The organism is Mediterraneibacter catenae, assembly GCF_008691045.1.
GTDB classification, from domain to species: domain Bacteria; phylum Bacillota; class Clostridia; order Lachnospirales; family Lachnospiraceae; genus Mediterraneibacter; species Mediterraneibacter ornithocaccae.
Genome location: NZ_VMSO01000017.1, coordinates 1 through 18497 on the forward strand (window position 1 = coordinate 1; position 18497 = coordinate 18497).

The 18497-nt window shown below is 47.0% G+C and carries 19 protein-coding genes; all 19 read left to right on the top strand.

Translation table 11 applies throughout. The annotated features are described in order from the left end of the window. Positions 1 to 93 precede the first annotated feature (93 nt). The 19 genes from FNY66_RS11680 to FNY66_RS11770 all read left to right on the top strand — a co-directional run bounded on the left by FNY66_RS11680 (position 94) and on the right by FNY66_RS11770 (position 18350). On the top strand, positions 94 to 351 hold the full coding sequence (locus FNY66_RS11680; protein WP_087152339.1) for an HPr family phosphocarrier protein: 258 nt from the start codon (positions 94 to 96) through the stop codon (positions 349 to 351). 29 nt (positions 352 to 380) lie between these two features. After that, positions 381 to 956, top strand: coding sequence for an inorganic diphosphatase (locus FNY66_RS11685; RefSeq protein ID WP_087152338.1), 576 nt, complete (start codon positions 381 to 383; stop codon positions 954 to 956). Positions 957 to 1015: 59 nt separating this feature from the next. Next, positions 1016 to 1342, top strand: a complete 327-nt coding sequence (locus FNY66_RS11690; protein ID WP_087152337.1) for a hypothetical protein — start codon at positions 1016 to 1018, stop codon at positions 1340 to 1342. After that, complete coding sequence (locus FNY66_RS11695; protein ID WP_150311268.1) at positions 1339 to 2925, top strand: ABC1 kinase family protein; 1587 nt, start codon at positions 1339 to 1341, stop codon at positions 2923 to 2925. The genes FNY66_RS11690 and FNY66_RS11695 overlap by 4 nt, the downstream gene beginning before the upstream one ends. 15 nt (positions 2926 to 2940) lie before the next feature. After that, positions 2941 to 3318, top strand: a complete 378-nt coding sequence (locus FNY66_RS11700) for a diacylglycerol kinase family protein (protein WP_087152335.1) — start codon at positions 2941 to 2943, stop codon at positions 3316 to 3318. Positions 3319 to 3419: 101 nt separating this feature from the next. Then, on the top strand, positions 3420 to 4190 hold the full coding sequence (locus tag FNY66_RS11705; RefSeq protein WP_087152334.1) for an SseB family protein: 771 nt from the start codon (positions 3420 to 3422) through the stop codon (positions 4188 to 4190). A gap of 33 nt (positions 4191 to 4223) precedes the next feature. Beyond that, positions 4224 to 4649, top strand: a complete 426-nt coding sequence (locus FNY66_RS11710) for a hypothetical protein (RefSeq protein WP_087152333.1) — start codon at positions 4224 to 4226, stop codon at positions 4647 to 4649. Positions 4650 to 5121: 472 nt separating this feature from the next. Continuing rightward, on the top strand, positions 5122 to 7323 hold the full coding sequence (locus tag FNY66_RS11715) for a PTS transporter subunit IIABC (protein WP_087152331.1): 2202 nt from the start codon (positions 5122 to 5124) through the stop codon (positions 7321 to 7323). 69 nt (positions 7324 to 7392) lie between these two features. Next, positions 7393 to 8226 carry a PRD domain-containing protein gene (locus FNY66_RS11720; RefSeq protein ID WP_150311269.1) on the top strand — a complete coding sequence of 278 codons (834 nt, stop codon included), beginning with the start codon at positions 7393 to 7395 and terminating at the stop codon, positions 8224 to 8226. Positions 8227 to 8363: 137 nt separating this feature from the next. Beyond that, positions 8364 to 9062, top strand: coding sequence for a response regulator transcription factor (locus FNY66_RS11725; RefSeq protein ID WP_087152329.1), 699 nt, complete (start codon positions 8364 to 8366; stop codon positions 9060 to 9062). Then, positions 9059 to 10051, top strand: coding sequence for a sensor histidine kinase (locus tag FNY66_RS11730; RefSeq protein WP_150311270.1), 993 nt, complete (start codon positions 9059 to 9061; stop codon positions 10049 to 10051). Before FNY66_RS11725 ends, FNY66_RS11730 begins: the two co-directional genes overlap by 4 nt. Positions 10052 to 10348: 297 nt before the next feature. Further along, positions 10349 to 11113 (top strand): ABC transporter ATP-binding protein, encoded by a 765-nt coding sequence (locus tag FNY66_RS11735; RefSeq protein WP_087152327.1) that lies wholly within the window; start codon positions 10349 to 10351, stop codon positions 11111 to 11113. Next, positions 11110 to 13182, top strand: coding sequence for an ABC transporter permease (locus FNY66_RS11740; RefSeq protein WP_150311271.1), 2073 nt, complete (start codon positions 11110 to 11112; stop codon positions 13180 to 13182). The genes FNY66_RS11735 and FNY66_RS11740 overlap by 4 nt, the downstream gene beginning before the upstream one ends. A 159-nt stretch (positions 13183 to 13341) precedes the next feature. After that, the gene (locus tag FNY66_RS11745) at positions 13342 to 13974 is read left to right on the top strand and encodes a cytidylate kinase-like family protein (RefSeq protein ID WP_087152325.1); all 633 of its coding nucleotides are present in this window, start codon (positions 13342 to 13344) and stop codon (positions 13972 to 13974) included. A gap of 285 nt (positions 13975 to 14259) precedes the next feature. Then, entirely contained in the window at positions 14260 to 15144 is an 885-nt protein-coding gene (locus FNY66_RS11750; RefSeq protein WP_087152341.1) for a branched-chain amino acid ABC transporter permease, read from the top strand. 9 nt (positions 15145 to 15153) lie between these two features. After that, the gene (locus FNY66_RS11755; RefSeq protein WP_150311272.1) at positions 15154 to 16215 is read left to right on the top strand and encodes a branched-chain amino acid ABC transporter permease; all 1062 of its coding nucleotides are present in this window, start codon (positions 15154 to 15156) and stop codon (positions 16213 to 16215) included. Continuing rightward, complete coding sequence (locus FNY66_RS11760) at positions 16215 to 16973, top strand: ABC transporter ATP-binding protein (protein ID WP_150311273.1); 759 nt, start codon at positions 16215 to 16217, stop codon at positions 16971 to 16973. Before FNY66_RS11755 ends, FNY66_RS11760 begins: the two co-directional genes overlap by 1 nt. Positions 16974 to 16986: 13 nt before the next feature. Further along, positions 16987 to 17697, top strand: a complete 711-nt coding sequence (locus FNY66_RS11765; protein WP_087152323.1) for an ABC transporter ATP-binding protein — start codon at positions 16987 to 16989, stop codon at positions 17695 to 17697. Between the two features lie 29 nt (positions 17698 to 17726). Beyond that, entirely contained in the window at positions 17727 to 18350 is a 624-nt protein-coding gene (locus FNY66_RS11770) for a cytidylate kinase-like family protein (protein WP_150311274.1), read from the top strand. Positions 18351 to 18497 lie beyond the last annotated feature (147 nt).

The window sequence follows — 18497 nt, forward strand, 5'->3', positions numbered from 1 at the left end:
CTTTCTCAGACCGATAAATACGAATTTTCCTCTGGACGCAGCTCTCTATTCGATGTAAAATTATAGCATATTCAAAGGAAAGGAGATAACATTATGAGATCGATTGCTTATGTTATCACCGACAGGGTGGGGATTCATGCAAGGCCTGCCGGAATCGTCGTGAAGACGGCGCAGAAATACCAGTCAGAGATTTTTATCTACAAGGACGGGAAGCAGGCTGATGCCAAGAAACTGATGCAGCTTATGTCACTGGGAGTGAAGGGCGGCGAAGAAATCAGTGTGACAGCAGAGGGACCGGATGAAGAAGAAGCCTGTGCTGCCATGGAAAAAGTGTTAAAGGAAAATCTGTAGGAAAACTGCAGAAAAAACAGGAGGATGTTATGGGAAATATATGGCATGATATCAATGAAGACAGGATTTTCCCAACGGACTTTATCTCAGTGATCGAGATTTCCAAGGGAAGCAAGAAGAAATATGAGCTGGATAAGGAGACCGGGCTTATTATTCTTGACCGGGTTCTTTATACTTCTACACATTATCCGATGAACTACGGATTTATACCGCGCACCCTGGGCGACGACGGAGATCCTCTGGACGTGCTGGTCATGTGTTCGGAACCGCTGGAGCCGATGACGCTGGTAAGATGTTACCCGATCGGCGTTATGAAGATGACAGACGGCGGAGCAGGGGATGAGAAAATTATTGCAATCCCGTGGGCTGATCCAACTTATGAGGCTTATACAGATATCTCGGAACTGCCGAAACATATTTTCGATGAAATCCGTCACTTCTTTAGTGTGTATAAAGATCTGGAAGGCAAGAAGACTGCTGTGAACGAGTTTGAGGGGGCTCTCGGTGCTGTTCAGGTGATTGAAGAGTGTATCGACAGGTATAAGGAGAAATACGGAGCTCAGGCCGAGAATGCTGTGGCTGGGGATAATACGGAAGAAAAATAATCTCTGATACAGACGGGCATCAAGTATTACATAAGAAATGAAGGGAGAGATTTTATATTATGGAAAAATTCAGCGATAATATTAAAAAAGTTATACTGGCCGGAATCGGTGCGGTAGCCGTTACAGCGGAGAAGTCAAAAGACCTGCTGGACGAGATGGTCGAGAAAGGCGAGCTGACTGTGGAGCAGGGAAAAGTGCTTAACGAGGAGCTGAAACATAATATCAAAAAGACGGTGAAGGAGACGGCAGATAAAAAAGAAGCAGATAAGACTGTATCTGACAGTGATATTTCAGATCTGATAAGTCGGATGACGCCGGAGCAGCTTGCAGCACTCAAGGAGAAACTTGCAGAGAAAGAAACAGCAGGAGAAGGCAAAAACGAATGAGTACGATAGAGCCGATCGAATATAATTCGAGACTGCGCGAGATCACTGCCGTACTGCGGAAACATAATATTACGAGGGGAGTTACTCCGAAGAAACTGAGGGCTATCCTGGAGGATCTGGGACCGACGTTTATCAAGCTTGGTCAGATCATGTCCATGCATTCAGACATTTTGCCGAAGCGTTACTGTGATGAGCTGATGCTGCTGTGTTCGGAAGTGACTCCCATGCCGTTTGATGAAGTGATCTCTGTGATCGAAGGGTCCTATGGCCGCTCATGGAAGAGAGTATTCTCTTCCATAGAAGAGACGCCACAGGGCTCTGCTTCTATTGCCCAGGTTCACAGAGCCGTGCTGAAAAGCGGGGAAGAAGTTGTAGTAAAAGTCCAGAGAAAAGGCATCTATGAGAAGATGGCAAGAGACATAGATCTCCTCCACAAGGCAGTGAAACTAATGCCGCCTATAAGTATCAAGGGCATGGCTGATCTTGACCTTGTACTCGATGAGATGTGGTCTGTGACGAGAGATGAGATGAATTTCCTTACAGAGGCGGCAAATATGGAAGAGTTTGCCCGGAGAAATAAGGATGTTACCTTTGTGGGGACTCCGATTCTCTATCAGCAGTACACGACAGTTAATGTGCTGGTCATGGAATATATTGACGGATTCGGGATTGATGACAAAGAGGCACTGATTGAGCACGGATATGACCTCAAAGAGATTGGAAGCAAACTGGTCGATAATTATATAAAACAAGTGATGGACGATGGATTTTTCCACGCTGATCCCCATTCCGGCAATGTGAAGATCAGGGATGGAAAGATCATCTGGATTGATATGGGGATGATGGGGCGTCTCACTGAGCACGACCGGGAGATGATCGGAAAAGCAGTACAGGGCATTGCGTTAAATGACGTCGGTCTGATCCAGCAGGCGGTACTTGCCATTGGCGAGTTCAAGGAACGACCGGATCAGAGAAAACTTTATGAGGATATCGAGGGGCTGTTGATGAAATACGGCAATACTGAGATGGGGCAGATCAATGTGGCGGCAATCACTACAGATCTGATGGATGTCATGAAAAATAACAAGATCAAGATGCCTCATGGTCTTACGATGCTGGCGCGCGGACTGACACATATGGAAGGTGTACTGGCAAATATTGCTCCGGATATCAACATGGTCGAGATTGCTACGGCTCACATGTCAGGAGAGTTTTTCCGCAACTTTGATTTGAAAAAAGAATTGAAAAGCAGCGGCAAGAGTGTGCTTAAGTCATTCAGGAAAGCTCTGGATATTCCGTCTATGGTATCAGATATGATGAGCGGCTATCTGAAAGGTCAGGCGAAAGTCAATCTGGATCTTCAGGTGACAGATGAACTGGCGCGTCTTCTGCGCCGTCTTGTAAGAAATATCGTTATGGGACTGTGGGTGATGGCTCTGCTCATCAGTTCGAGTATCATATGCACAACCGATATGACGCCGAAGATCCTCGGGATTCCGGCATTAGGGGCATTCGGGTATCTGCTGGCATTTCTTATCATGATGTATGTATTTATAAGACATGTCCTGACACGTAAAAAATAAACCGGAGAAAAGGCTATGAAGAATAAAAAGAATCCGCTGACAGAGAGTTTCGGATATGCATTTGAGGGAATATGGACCGGTATCCGCAATGAGAGGAACATGAAGATACATTGTCTTGCTATTATTGTCGTCACGCTGACAGGTACTTTGTTTCAGATCACTGCCATGGAGTGGTGTATCTGCCTTCTGCTGTTTGCTCTGGTTGCGGCTCTGGAACTTGTAAACACGGCAATCGAAGCAGTTGTCGATCTTGTTACGGAAGAGAAAAAGCCACTGGCAAAGATTGCGAAGGATACGGCTGCAGGAGCCGTGCTTTTTGCCGCGATAATATCGGTGATTATAGGCTGCATTATTTTCCTGCCATATGTATTGGAACTGTTTGAGAAGATATGATACAATAACAGGGCAGGTGTGCTGTCGGGGCACATCCGGAAGAACCGATATCAATATTACACCAGATATAAAATGCGGCACATGGAAAGGAAAGACATAATATGAGTGATAACAGTACATCAGTCACAAAACAGGAGACGCTTGCTGCTCTCCGGAATCCGGGAGAACTTTATGTGGTTATGTCAGCGGTGACAAAACTCCCTTTTGTAAAATGTGATGAAGAGACATATGATGATGAAATATTTTTGTATTACAGAGCGGATGACGCAAAAGAAAAAGCGCAGGAGCTCTTAAAAGACAGGTATCTGACAGCGGTGGCAAAACTGGAGGATAAGCAGCTTCTCCCGTTTTATACAAGCCTGTATACGATAGGAGTGAACTGTCTGGCTGTAAATCACGGGACAGATACTCAGATCAGTATTCAGCTTTCAGAACTGGTTGTGAGGAAAAATCCGGCGCAGCTGGATGATGGAAAGAAACTGATCGAAAATCCGGCGCTGCAGTTGACTGCGATCTATTTTATGCAGGAGATGCGCCGACAGGAGAAACCCCAGCCGACGGAGGAGCTGAAAGAACTGCAAGAAGAGCTGCTTGCCCACTACAGTAAGGCGTCTTTTATCATAGCAGTACAGGAGGATAAGCAGATTCCGATATTAAAACAGAAAAACGGCGATATCTATCAGCCGATCTTTACTGATCTTCTGGAACTTCAGAAATTCAGCAAAGGGCAGAAGATGCGGACGGCAGTCATTCCGGCATCAAAGATTCCGGATATTCTGGTCAGCGCGGCGAAGGGCGTAGTAATCAACCCCCTGGGGGTCAATGTACAGCTCCAGGTAGCAAAGAAAAAGAAACCGGCTGCAGATGCGTGACCGGGAAGTCCTTCACATCAACAGGAGGAGAATATGGCAATAGCAGTATACATAAGAAAAGAATATTTCCGTGCTGTCACTATTTCAGATAAGAGCGCGCATATTCTGGAATTCCAGTACCGTCCGCAGACAGTGGATGTGTTTGAAGACGGATATCAGGTGTTCCATATGGAATATATCCTTGAGAGCAAGACAAAAGCACAGATCATGGAGTTTTATCTGACTGATTTTACCCTGCGGGGAAAAGGATACGGTACTGTATGCATGAATGAGATAGCTGATCAGCTCGGCAAAAAAGGTGTCACGCTGATCACTGCGCCGACGGGCTATGAACTTGCACCGCTCGGCTATACCGGGCCGGATCAGTATCGCGAGCTGATGGCAGGGTTTTATGAGAAAGTCGGTTTTTCAATCAGTGGAGACGGCGATATTGCTATGAAAATTATAGAGGTACAATAACTATGTATAAATTGCACAGATTTTGAAAAGAAATTTAGGCAATATTGCTGAGTTGACTATTGAGACAAAAACTGTATATACTAAATACGGAAAATGAATACGTCAGATAGTGTGTTACTGTATATCAGGCATAAACTATCCTTTTAACAGAAATAAAAGGATTAGTTTATGCTTTTTTTGCGTGAAAGCTACAAGCCGTGCACCTGAGTGAAGAAAGAGGAAAGAAAGCTTGCTTTCGTAGGCTCTTTCTCACTCAGGTATAGGGCGCCAGCCCGCGACCGAGATGGAGCGGAGGCGGAATCGAGGTGCGCAGCACGGCTGGAAAGTGCAGGGCGCCAGCCTGCGACCGAGATGGAGCGGAGGCGGAATCGAGGTGCGCAGCACGGCTGGAAAGTGCAGGGCGCCAGCCCGCGACTCATATGGAACACAGGAAAGGACGCATTCAGAGATGAGAGTTAAAGGAGGAAAGAAAATGAAAGACAAGATTTTCGGAGTTTTGCAGAGAGTCGGACGAAGCTTTATGCTTCCGATCGCAATCCTTCCCGTGGCCGGACTTCTGCTCGGGATCGGAAGTTCTTTTACCAATGCAACTATGATCGAGACATATGGGCTCGAGAGCATCCTGGGCGAGGGGACAATTCTGAATGCGCTGCTTACGATCATGAGCAGTGCAGGAAATGTTATTTTTGATAATCTGCCGCTGATCTTTGCAGTAGGCGTTGCCATTGGCATGGCAAAAAAGGAGAAAGAGGTTGCAGCACTTGCAGCAATGATTTCATTCTTCGTTATGCATATCTGCATTAATGCGATGCTGGAGATACAGGGGGATATCCTGGCTGACGGCACGATTGCGGAACATGTACTGGACGGTACGATCACCAGTGTGTGCGGCATTCAGTCACTGCAGATGGGTGTATTCGGAGGAATTGTAGTAGGACTGGGGGTAGCGGCGCTGCACAACAGATTCTATAAGATCCAGCTTCCAAACGCACTGTCATTCTTCGGCGGCTCAAGATTTGTACCGATTATTTCTACTATCACTTATGTCGGCGTGGGAATTCTCATGTATTTTGTATGGCCATATGTGCAGGAAGGAATCTATGCGCTGGGCGGACTTGTCACAGGTACCGGATATTTCGGAACACTGATCTTTGGTATTATCAAACGTGCATTGATTCCGTTTGGACTTCATCATGTATTTTATCTTCCGTTCTGGCAGACTGCAGTGGGCGGTACAATGGAAGTGGCAGGACAGCTTGTTCAGGGCGGACAGAACATTTTCTTTGCACAGCTTGCTGATCCGAATACAGTACATTTCAGTGCGGATGCAACAAGATATTTCTCTGGTGAGTTTATCTTTATGATCTTCGGGCTTCCGGGAGCGGCTCTGGCGATGTACCGCTGCGCAAGACCGGAGAAAAAGAAACAGGCGGGTGGACTTTTGCTCTCTGCAGCACTTGCATCAATGATGACAGGTATTACAGAGCCGATCGAATTTTCTTTCCTGTTTGTAGCACCGATGTTGTTTGTAGTGCAGGTCATTCTTGCAGGAGCGGCATATATGATCGCGCATATATTGAACATTGCAGTGGGACTTACATTTTCTGGAGGTTTTCTGGATCTGCTGTTGTTTGGTATTCTGCAGGGCAATGACAAGACGAGCTGGCTGCTTATTATCCCTGTGGGAGTAATTTATTTCTTGCTGTACTATTTTATCTTCAAATTCCTGATCCAGAAATTCAATCTGAAGACACCGGGACGTGAGGAGGATGACGAAGAGACAAAGCTGTTCACAAAGGCAGATTACCGTGCAAAACAGGGGGCAACAGCTGCAGGTGCCGCCTCTCAGGCAGGCGATGATGAGAAGAGCATCCTGATCACACAGGGACTCGGAGGAAAGAAGAATATCTCTGATGTAGACTGCTGTGCGACAAGACTGCGATGCACGGTCGTAAAACCGGAGCTTGTAAGCGAGAGTATCTTAAAAGCAACATCTCCGTCAGGTATTATCCGCAAAGGACAAGGAATTCAGATTATTTACGGACCGTCAGTAGCAGTGATCAAATCAAATCTGGAGGATTATCTTGAGACAGCCCCGAATGAGGAGTATATCGCGGATGAGGCGCCAGAGGAAAATGCTGCTCAGATTCGGACAGCGGACAAGGAAGACGGTACAAAGAAAGAGACGGAAGACACGCACACCGGAGGTAAGGTAAAGAAGGTCCTCTGCTCCCCGGTGCTCGGAGAAGCAGCAGAGATCACTGAGGCGTCCGATGAGGCATTTGCCGGAAAGATGATGGGAGATGGATACATTGTAAGACCGGAAGAGGGGATGGTTTATGCTCCGGAGGATGCAACGGTATCGTTTGTATTTCCGTCAAAACATGCGGTCGGGCTGCTTAGTGACGACGGAGTGGAGTACCTGATCCACATAGGGGTTGATACAGTCAATTTAAATGGTGAGGGATTCGAGGCGTTTGTTAAAGACGGAGACCGTGTGAAAAAAGGTGACAAGCTCATTGGTTTTGATATAAAATATATAAAGGAACATGCGAAGTCCGACGAGTGCATTATTGTATTTACAAGTCTTCAGGAGGGTGAGGAGATCCGCCTTGCAAAAGCAGGAGCAGTAAATGCTCTGGATGAAGCGGCGGAGATTATTACTTTTAACTGATTGTTTTATGAAGATTTCGCACGGGGAAAATAACGGTTATCTACTGAGCGGGAAAGGTTATGAGAGGGTATGTATCGAATCATAAAAGTGCTGAACAATAATGGGATCCTTGTGTATCACAATGAAACAGGAAGAGAATTGATTCTGATGGGAAATGGTGTCGGTTTCGGAAAGAAACCGACACAACAGATCGAAGATATGCCCGGTGCGAAAGTTTATTCCCTTGTCACAAGACAGAAACAGCAGTCCGTATTAAAAGTAGTCAACGGTATACAGCCGGGGTTTATCGAAGCAGCCGGCCGCATCATCGAAGAGGCGGAGAAAGTATTCAGCGAAGTGAATCATGAAATCCTGCTTCCTATGGCAGATCATATCGCTCTTGCGGCTAAGAGGGCAAAAGAGAATCGTCAGATCCCGAATCCGTTTACTCCGGATATCCGTGTGCTCTTCTCTAAAGAGTACACAGTCGCTATGCGCGGCCGGGATATCATCCGGGAAATGATGGGGTATGAGATATCAGACGATGAGGTCGGGTTCCTCACACTCCATATTCATGCAGGTTTGTCGGATGAACAGGTATCTGTGACGCTGGATACCACGAGAATCATCAACGAGGGAATACGGATGATCGAAAAAGGGTTCAGTCGGAAACTCCAGGAGGATTCACTGGCGTATACTCGTCTGATGAGCCACCTTTACTATATGGTGGCGCGGACAAGAAACGGGGAGTCTACAAAGGTAGATTTTAATGACTTTATCTTTACAAATTATCCTGAGACGGGCCGGGTGGCGGAGATGGTCTGCAGCTATATGGGAAACGAGCTGAAAAAACCTGTTGCAAAAGAGGAAATCGGATTTCTGGCGATCCATATTCAAAGGGTAATATCTCCGGAAACGTTGTAGAAATAGAAGAATGTTGATATACTGATCGGTGTATGGCAGTTGTCCGGCTGCCGTATGCCGATTTGTCTGTTTCAGGCAGATACGGCGCAGGATTTATGGCGATATTTTCTTAAGATCATGACTGACAGGGAGGGCTTATGTACAAGATACTTATCGTGGAAGACGACCTGCCTATGGCGCAGGCAATACAAAAAGAGATGGAGATGTGGGGGAACGAGGCGGAATATGTGCAGGATTTCCAGAATGTAATCTCTGCATTTACGGGATATGATCCGCATCTGGTGCTCATGGATATCACACTGCCATTTTATAATGGCTATCACTGGTGCAGCGAGATACGTAAAATTTCCAATGTGCCGATCATATTTATCTCATCTGCCGCTGATAATATGAACATCATCATGGCGGTCAACATGGGCGGGGACGACTTTGTGGCGAAACCATTTGACCTGAGTGTGCTTACGGCGAAGGTACAGGCAGTGCTGAGACGGACGTATGATCTGGCGGGAAAAATTCCTGTGCTGGAACACCGGGGAGCGATACTGAACCTGTATGATACAACACTTACATATGATGGAAATAAGATTGATCTTACGAAAAACGAGTTCCGCATATTGCAGACGCTGATGGAGAACAAAGGGCGTCTTGTGAGCAGGGATACACTTATGACAAAGCTGTGGGAAACAGATGATTATATCGAGGAGAATACACTGACTGTCAATATCGCGCGACTGAGGAAAAAACTGGAGAAGGCAGGGCTTACGGAGTTTATCACGACGAAAGTAGGAGAAGGATATATTGTCACAGCGGAGACAAAAGGGGAGACGAAGCTATGAAACAGTTTTTCAGATATCTCTATGACTGCCGTTATGTGTGGCTGTGGGCACTGCTGAGCGGGGCAGTATTTTCGATAGTGTTTGCCCTGTACGGGATTCCGGCAGGTGCTGTCGGGTATCCGCTCCTGATGAGCGCGATATTCGGGTTGATCTTTCTTGTGCTCGGCTTCCTTAGATACCGGAAGAAGCATCTTGGGCTGAACAGCCTTAACCCGGAGGAAGCGCCGTGTGCAGAGTATCTTCCGAGGGCGGACAGCCTTACAGAACGGGATTATCAGACACTTGTGTTTCGAGAAGAAGCGGCGAACCGTGCGGGAAAGGAAGCGTGGGACAGTGCACGAAAGGATATGAATGATTACTACGCCGCATGGGTACATCAGATCAAGGCTCCCATTGCAGTCATGCGTGTTATGCTCCAGCAGACTGATACCCAGGAGAACAGGGAACTTGCGGCAGAACTTTTCCGCATTGAACAGTATGTGGAAATGGCGCTCTGCTATGTGCGGCTGGGAGAAGGCTCATCCGATCTCGTTATCCAGGAGTATGATCTGGATGATATTATACGTAAAGCTGTGCGCAAATTTGCAGGACAGTTTATACGACGGAAGATCAGGCTCGTATATAACGGGACGGATGTGCGTGTGCTGACAGATGAAAAATGGCTCTTATTTATCATTGAACAGCTTCTCTCCAATGCAGTGAAGTATACGCCGGAAGGCGGAACAGTGACGATCACAGTAGATGATAAAAAACAGCTTGTGGTCACGGACACAGGAATCGGTATCTCTAAGGAAGATCTGCCGCGTATTTTTGAGAAGGGATATACGGGATATAACGGACGGCTGGATAAGAAGTCTACCGGTATCGGCCTGTATCTGTGCAGGACTGCGGCGGATAAGCTTGGACACAGGCTGCTGGCGCAGTCAGAGCCGGGGAAGGGCAGCAGGTTTATTGTGGATTTGGATATGTATCCGTTTCAGGCGGAGTGAGCGGCGATCACAGTGCGAAGCCCGTCCGCTCACCCGCGCCGCTACAGACAATTCGCAAAATCGTACCTGCGGTACTAACTGCCGCATGCGCGGCTTTTTTGCTCATTGAGCGGCGCTCCCTGCACACAGGAACAGATTCGGCTTCTTGTGCAAGCACAAAGCCGAGCCTGTTCCTGTGTGCGTGAGCTGGTGTGACAATAGTGTCACATGAGGCGGCCGGAATGTCACAGGATTCGATGTCGGCATTCCGGCCGCCTTGCTATACTGAGTCCAGAAAACTTAAAGGAGGTCAGTTTCATGACTGTTTTAGAGGTAAAGAATTTAAAAAAGATATACCGTACCCGGTTCGGCGGGACTCAGGTACAGGCTCTCTCATGTGTGAATTTTTCTGTGGAAGAGGGAGAATATGTAGCAATCATGGGAGAGAGCGGGAGTGGTAAGACGACGCTTCTTAATATGCTGGCAGCTCTTGATAAGCCGACGGAGGGGGAAGTTTATCTGGACGGGAAACCGCTTTCATCAATAAAAGACAAGAATATCTCTGAGTTCCGGCGTGACAATCTTGGTTTTGTATTCCAGGAATTCAATCTGCTCGATACGTTCAACGTAAAAGATAATATTCTGCTGCCGCTTGTGCTCAAGGGGGAGAATTATAAGGCGATGATGCAGAAACTCATGCCTATTGCAAAAGATCTTGGTATCGCGCCTCTTTTGGAGAAATATCCTTATGAGATTTCCGGCGGACAGAAGCAGAGAGTGGCGGCGGCAAGGGCACTGATCACAGATCCGCGCATTATCCTTGCCGATGAGCCGACAGGAGCGCTTGATTCCCGGTCTACGGATGAGCTTCTCGCGCTGTTTGCGAAGATCAACCAGAAAGGGCAGACGATCCTCATGGTGACCCATTCGGTCAAGGCGGCGAGCAGAGCGGGAAGAGTTCTCTTTATCCGGGATGGAGAAGTATACCATCAGGTCTACAGAGGCAATATGTCGGATGAACAGCTCTATCAGAAGATATCTGACACGCTTACAATACTCGCGACAGGTGGTGACAGACGATGAAGGGCGGATTTTATATCAGACTGGCGAAAGACGGGATATTAAAGAACAAGAAACTGTATTTCCCTTACATCCTGACCTGTATCTGCATGATCATGATGTTCTATATCATTTATTATCTGGGACTGAGTGCGGATTTTGCGAAAGTGAGAGGCGGAGATATGCTCCAGTCCTTCCTGAGCCTGGGCGTGTTTGTTATTGCAATTTTTGCACTGATCTTTCTTTACTATACGAATTCATTTCTGATCCGCAGACGGCAAAAAGAATTCGGCCTTTATAACATCCTCGGAATGGGGAAAAGAAGTCTTGTAAAAATACTCGTGTGGGAGAATATCCTCACGGCGGTGATTTCGATTGCCGCGGGCCTTATGGCAGGCATTCTTTTTTCCAAACTGGCAGAGCTTGCCGCACTTCACATTCTGGGCGGCGAGACAGGATTCGCTATCAAGGTTGACCCGAAAACGATCATAGTGACTACGGCACTTTTTCTGGTACTTTTCCTGCTGATCATGCTGCGGATGATATTTTATATCTTCCGGCTGCGTCCGGTTGAGATGCTGAAAAGTGAAAATGTAGGTGAGAAGCCGCCGAAAGCGAACTGGATTCTGGCAGTTATCGGAGCCGTATTACTGGCAGGGGCTTACTATCTGGCAGTTGCGGTAATAGACCCGGCATCAGCGCTTTTTATGTTCTTTATTGCGGTGATTATGGTCATCATAGCCACATATCTGCTGTTTATTGCCGGATTAGTAGCGATGTGTAAACTTCTTCAGAAGAATAAGAAATATTATTACAAAACGAAGCATTTTGTCTCGCTTTCATCCATGGTCTACCGAATGAAGCGCAACGGCGCAGGACTTGCATCGATCTGCATCCTTTCTACTATGGTGCTTGTCACGCTTTCGTCTACGATGTGCCTTTATGCCCAGTCAGAGGACAGCATACAGAACAGATATCCGCATGACATTTCTATGGATCTGACCTCGTCAGATTACAGTGAGACAGAACCGTATCGGGAGATTACGGCGGAGGTGCTCGACGAGTACGGTGAAAAGGCGGAAGATGTAGAACAATTCCATATGTACAGTGTTGCGGGATTCCAGCTCAGGGATAACCTCCGTCTGAGTATGGGCGGGCTTGCGGAGACAGGAACAGGAGAAGTCGAGTCGATCAGGAGCGTCTATATGATCTGCCTTGACGATTACAACCGGATTACAGGCGAGTATAGAGCGCTTGACGAAGACGAACTCTTTCTCTATCCCTATAAGACGGGATATGACTATGACACAATTACGATCGGTGACTGTGGTACATGGCAGGTTGATCTGATGGATGAGCAGCCGTTCCCGGTAGGAACTGCGCAGACGAACATGATGGGCGCGTTTTTTATCGTTGTGAAAGATATATCTGTAGTACAGCGGATAGAAGAGTATAGAAATACGCTCGCTGAACAGGATGAGAGCATGGTGCCGGATTATATCAGTGAGAGTTATGGCTTTGACCTGTCCTGCGACGACGAGAAACAGGTTGAGATTTATAATACGATCCTTGAAAGGATCAGTGAACTGACCGACGGAGAGAAAAGTATATCAGACGGAACAGAGACGGCCGTGGATTATCCGTCTTATTACATTGAATCCAAGGCTGCCGGGAGGATAGATATTATCGCTATAAACGGGGGACTCTTCTTCCTTGGCGTACTGCTCGGTGCGGTATTTCTTTTCGGCACAGTGCTCATCATGTACTACAAGCAGATTTCGGAAGGATATGAGGATCAGAACCGCTTTGATATCCTGATGAAAGTGGGAATGACGCGAAAGGAAGTAAAACAGAGTATCAATTCACAGGTGCTGACCGTATTCTTCCTGCCGCTTATTACTGCGGGTATCCACCTTGCTTTTGCATACCCGCTGATCTCCAAGATTCTGCTCCTTCTTTCTGCTACGGAAGAGAAGCTTCTGATCCTTGTGACTGTATGCTGCTATCTCGTGTTTGCGCTCTTCTATGTGATTGTATATGTGATTACATCGAAAGGGTACTACACAATTGTCAGTGGAAAAGAAAATAGATAGAAAATTTAACAAAAACATCTTTAAAATACTGTCCAATTTGTGCAGAATGATGGTATAATCTAACTGTGAATAAAAGACCGGGGGTTCAACATAGGCTGAGAGCTTCCGGTGCGAAAAATACAGCGCTCGTAAAGCGTTTCGCAGAGAGGAGTGACACATATGATGCAGCATACGATCATAACGATCGGAAGACAGTTTGGCAGCGGAGGACACGAGATCGGAAATAAATTGTCCGAGAGACTGGATATCCCGCTTTACGACCACAATCTGATCCGCATGGCGGCGCAGGAGCTTCGCATCAGCAATGAGGACGCGACAAAGGTGGATGAGACGATTCTGGGACGGTTTTTGTCAGCTTATGCTTCAAGCAGTCTTGAGTACCGGGTGTTCATGAACAGCGATGAAGCAGGGAAGACATTGACTGACCGTGTCTTTGACAGGCAGTCTGCGATCATCCGTAAATTGGCGGAGGAAGGTCCGGGTATCTTCGTCGGACGATGTGCAGACTATGTACTCGGAGATTATACCAATTGCATCAATACTTTTATTTATGCGTATAAAGAGGACCGTATCCGCCGGATTATGAAGCTCTATAAGCTGACGGAGAAACAGGCGGCCGATAAGATCAGAAAGACGGACCGGGACAGAAAGAATTATTATGAGGCGCGCACGAAGAGAGAGTGGGGCGGCATAGACGCGAACAGTATGATGTTTAATGCAAGCCTGCTCGGAATTGACGGCGTGGTAGACGCGCTGGAGGCGATATACCGCAAGTGGGAAAACCGGGAGTGAAAATGTGAAATCCTGAGGGGGCGAAAGCTCCCTCTTTTTATTCTGACTGTCAGTCGCCGGATTTTTATGCAAGCATAAATCCGGCGACTGACATCAGATGGCTGAACTGTTGAATTAAAAACCGAGTGTGCTCGATTTTTTTATTGATTAGTCTTATGCATGTATGGTATAATCAGATGATATCGTTAATAGCGCCGTCTGATATCGGACAGGAGACGGTAATGCCGCCGGTTATAAAGAATGCGCGCTATACAGACTAAACAACAGGAATGGAAGGGAAGGAATATGAGCTTTATATCGTATTTAATCAACGGATTAAGTCTGGGAAGTGTCTATGCGATCATCGCTCTTGGATATACCATGGTCTATGGTATTGCGAAAATGCTGAATTTTGCGCATGGCGATGTTATCATGATCGGAGCATACATGGCTCTGCTTGCCATGACTCAGGCCGGAATGTCGCCGGTCATCGCGGTGCTGATCGCAATTGTAGTATGTACCGTGCTCGGCGTTGTGATCGAGAGGATCGCGTATAAGCCGCTCAGGAATGCTGCTTCATCGCTGTCGGTTCTCATCACGGCAATCGGTGTCAGTTATCTGCTGCAGAATATCGCGCTTCTCGCGTTTGGATCAAATGCAAAGACATTCCCGTCAGTGATCAAATGGAGCGGGATCACGCTGGCTGACGGTCAGCTTAATATTTCAGGGGTTACGGTCGTCACGATTGGTGTCTGCCTTGTAATCATGGTCGTGCTTGTCGCATTTGTGCAGAAATCAAAGCCCGGACAGGCAATGAGGGCAGTATCAGAGGATAAAGGTGCTGCACAGCTTATGGGAATCAATGTGAATGCGACTATTGCGCTGACGTTCGCAATCGGGTCTGCTCTCGCAGCAGTTGCAGGTGTTCTGTACTGCTCAGCTTATCCGAGCGTAACGCCATATACAGGGGCAATGCCTGGCATCAAAGCGTTCGTTGCGGCTGTGTTCGGCGGTATAGGATCGATTCCGGGGGCATTTATCGGCGGACTTATCCTCGGGATTATTGAGATCTTCGGAAGAGCATATATTACATCACAGCTTGCGGACGCACTTGTCTTTGCCGTGCTCATTATCGTACTTTTAGTGAAACCTACGGGACTTTTAGGCAAGAAGATTCAGGAGAAAGTGTAGGTGGACGGTATGTTAAAGAAAATGAATAAAACTACAAAAAGTAATTTTATCACATATGGTATTGTCATTGTGGCTTTTGTCGTCATGCAGACACTGATCAGTACAGGAAGCATCTCCAGTCTTCTGGAGGGAATTATGGTGCCGATCTGTATATACGTGATTATGGCAGTATCACTGAACCTTGTGGTCGGTATCCTCGGTGAACTGAGTCTCGGCCATGCCGGTTTCATGTGTGTTGGGGCGTTTTCCAGTGCATTTTTTTCAAAATGTATGAGAGATGTGATCGAGAACGGTGCACTCCGGTTCTTCCTTGCCATGCTTATTGGTATCGTGGTAGCGGCAGTGTTTGGAATCCTGATCGGAATTCCCGTACTGCGGCTGAAAGGCGACTATCTTGCCATTGTTACACTGGCATTTGGCGAGATCATTAAGAATCTGGTGAATGTATTATTTATCGGGAAAGATTCAAATGGCTTCCATTTTTCCACGAAAGATGTGATGGCTCTGAACATGGAGCCGGACGGAACCGTTATTGTAAACGGACCGCAGGGAATAACCGGGACACCCCAGGATTCTACATTCCTGATCGGATTTATCATGATTCTGATTACCCTGTTCATCGTGCTCAACCTGATCAATTCCAGAGACGGACGTGCGATCATGGCGATTCGAGACAACCGCATTGCGGCAGAGTCCGTAGGGATTAATATAACGAAATATAAACTGATGGCGTTTACGATTTCTGCAGCCCTGGCAGGCGGAGCGGGCGTGCTCTATGCGCACAATCTGTCCACGTTGACAGCGAACACAAATAACTTCGGATACAACCAGTCGATCATGATCCTTGTATTTGTCGTACTCGGCGGTATCGGAAATATCAGGGGATCAATTATTGCCGCGGTGGTTCTGACACTTCTTCCGGAACTCTTAAGAGGACTGCAGGATTATCGTATGCTGATTTACGCTATCGTGTTGATCGCGATGATGCTTTTTAACTGGGCACCAAAGGCGATCGAGTGGAGAGAGAAATATCTCTCTTTTGGAAGAAAGAAAAAGGAGGCTGTGAAATAATGGCATTACTGGAAGTGAAGAATCTGGGCATTTCATTTGGCGGTCTCCGTGCAGTGAATGCATTTGATATTTTAATAGAAAAGGAAGAACTCTATGGTTTGATCGGACCGAACGGAGCAGGGAAGACGACTGTGTTCAACCTTCTGACGGGAGTGTACCGGCCGGATACTGGAAAAGTGATCCTGGACGGGAAAGATATTACAGGAAAGAAGACTATCGATATCAGCAAGGCGGGTATTGCGAGGACATTCCAGAATATCCGTCTCTTTAAAGAGCTGAGCGTTCTGGATAATGTAAAAGTCGGGCTGCACAACAAGCATCATTACTCCACTCTTGAGGGGATCTTACGCCTTCCGAACCACAGAAAAGTGGAAAAAGAGATGGATGAGCAGGCTATGGAACTACTGAAAGTGTTCAATCTGGAAGACGCAGCACACAGAAAAGCGTCCAACCTTCCCTATGGCCAGCAGAGACGTCTGGAGATCGCGAGGGCACTGGCAACGGAGCCTAAACTTCTGCTTCTGGACGAGCCGGCTGCGGGAATGAATCCGAACGAGACCGGCGAGTTGATGGATATGATCCGCTTTGTTCGTAAGAATTTCCATATGACGATCCTTCTGATCGAACATGACATGAAACTTGTAAGCGGTATTTGTGAGAAACTGACAGTGCTGAACTTTGGAGAAGTGCTCTGTCAGGGTACGACGTCCGAGGTACTGAACGACCCGCAGGTTATTACTGCATATCTCGGAGAATAGGAGGAATCTGGTTATGGCAATGCTTGAAGTTAAGGATCTGGAGGTATATTACGGGGTTATCCAGGCGATCAAAGGCATTTCATTTGAAGTAAATAAAGGCGAGGTTATCGCCCTGATCGGTGCAAATGGTGCAGGCAAGACAACGACACTTCACACGGTCACAGGTCTCCTCACTCCGAAAAAGGGGCAGGTCATCTTTGAGGGCAAAGATATTACGAAAGTACCTGCGCATAAGATCGTATCTATGGGAATGGCTCATGTCCCCGAGGGACGCCGTGTATTTGCGGAATTGAGTGTGTATGAGAACCTTAAGATGGGTGCTTACACACGAAAGGATAAAAACGAGATTGAAGAGAGCCTTGCAAATGTATATAAGAGGTTCCCGCGTCTGGAAGAAAGAAAGAACCAGATGGCAGGAACATTGAGCGGTGGTGAGCAGCAGATGCTCGCTATGGGACGCGCGCTGATGTCGAAGCCGAAGATTATCCTTATGGATGAGCCGTCCATGGGACTTTCCCCGATCCTCGTCAATGAAATTTTTGATATCATCCGTTCTGTGAGCGAGAGCGGGACTACAGTTCTTCTTGTAGAGCAGAATGCGAAGAAAGCGCTGTCTATCGCTGACAGGGCGTATGTACTTGAGACAGGAAAAATCGTGCTGGAAGGAAATGCAAAAGACCTTCTTGAGGACGATTCTATCAAGAAAGCTTATCTGGGCGAGTGATATTTATGATTTGAGGAGGTGCATCTATTATGAAAAATATTGTCATCACGATCTCAAGACAGTATGGAAGTGGAGGAAAGACGATTGGCGCAATGCTTGCCAAAGACTTGGGGATTAACTGTTACAGCAGGGAGATCCTGCGTATGGCATCAGAGGACAGCGGTATCAACGAAAGACTCTTCGGCATGACAGATGAGAAGGTCCGCCATGCATCATGGTTCCGCATCCTGAGCCGCCCTTATGACGGGGAATTGCTTCCTCCGGAAGATAAAGGTTTTACGTCAGATGATAATCTGTTTAATTATCAGGCTAAAGTGATCAAAGAACTGGCAGCGAAAGAATCCTGTGTTATTGTTGGAAGATGTGCAGACTATGTGCTCCAGGATTATCCCCATGTGATGAGTGTGTTTATTCACGCAGATAAAAAGTTTTGTCTGGAACGTGCGATGGAGCGCCACAGTATGACTGAGAGAGAGATGCAGAAATATATTGAAAAGACGGATGCATACAGAGGTGATTTCTACCGCTACCATACAGGTCATGAATGGGCGGATGCAAGAAATTATGATCTTTGTCTGAATAGTGGAAAACTGGGATTCGAGAAATGCGTGGAAGAAATCAAAGCGTATAAAAAGATCCGCTTTGGAGAGTGAAATTCCGGATTTATCTGACTGAGAAAGAGTCCGCCGGGAGGTATGTATTGTTAGCGCACACGTTTTCACTCGGTCGCGGCGTAACGGTACATAAGAGCGCAGAAGACGCGCTCTAAGTGCCGACGCCGCTCCAACGGTGCGTACACA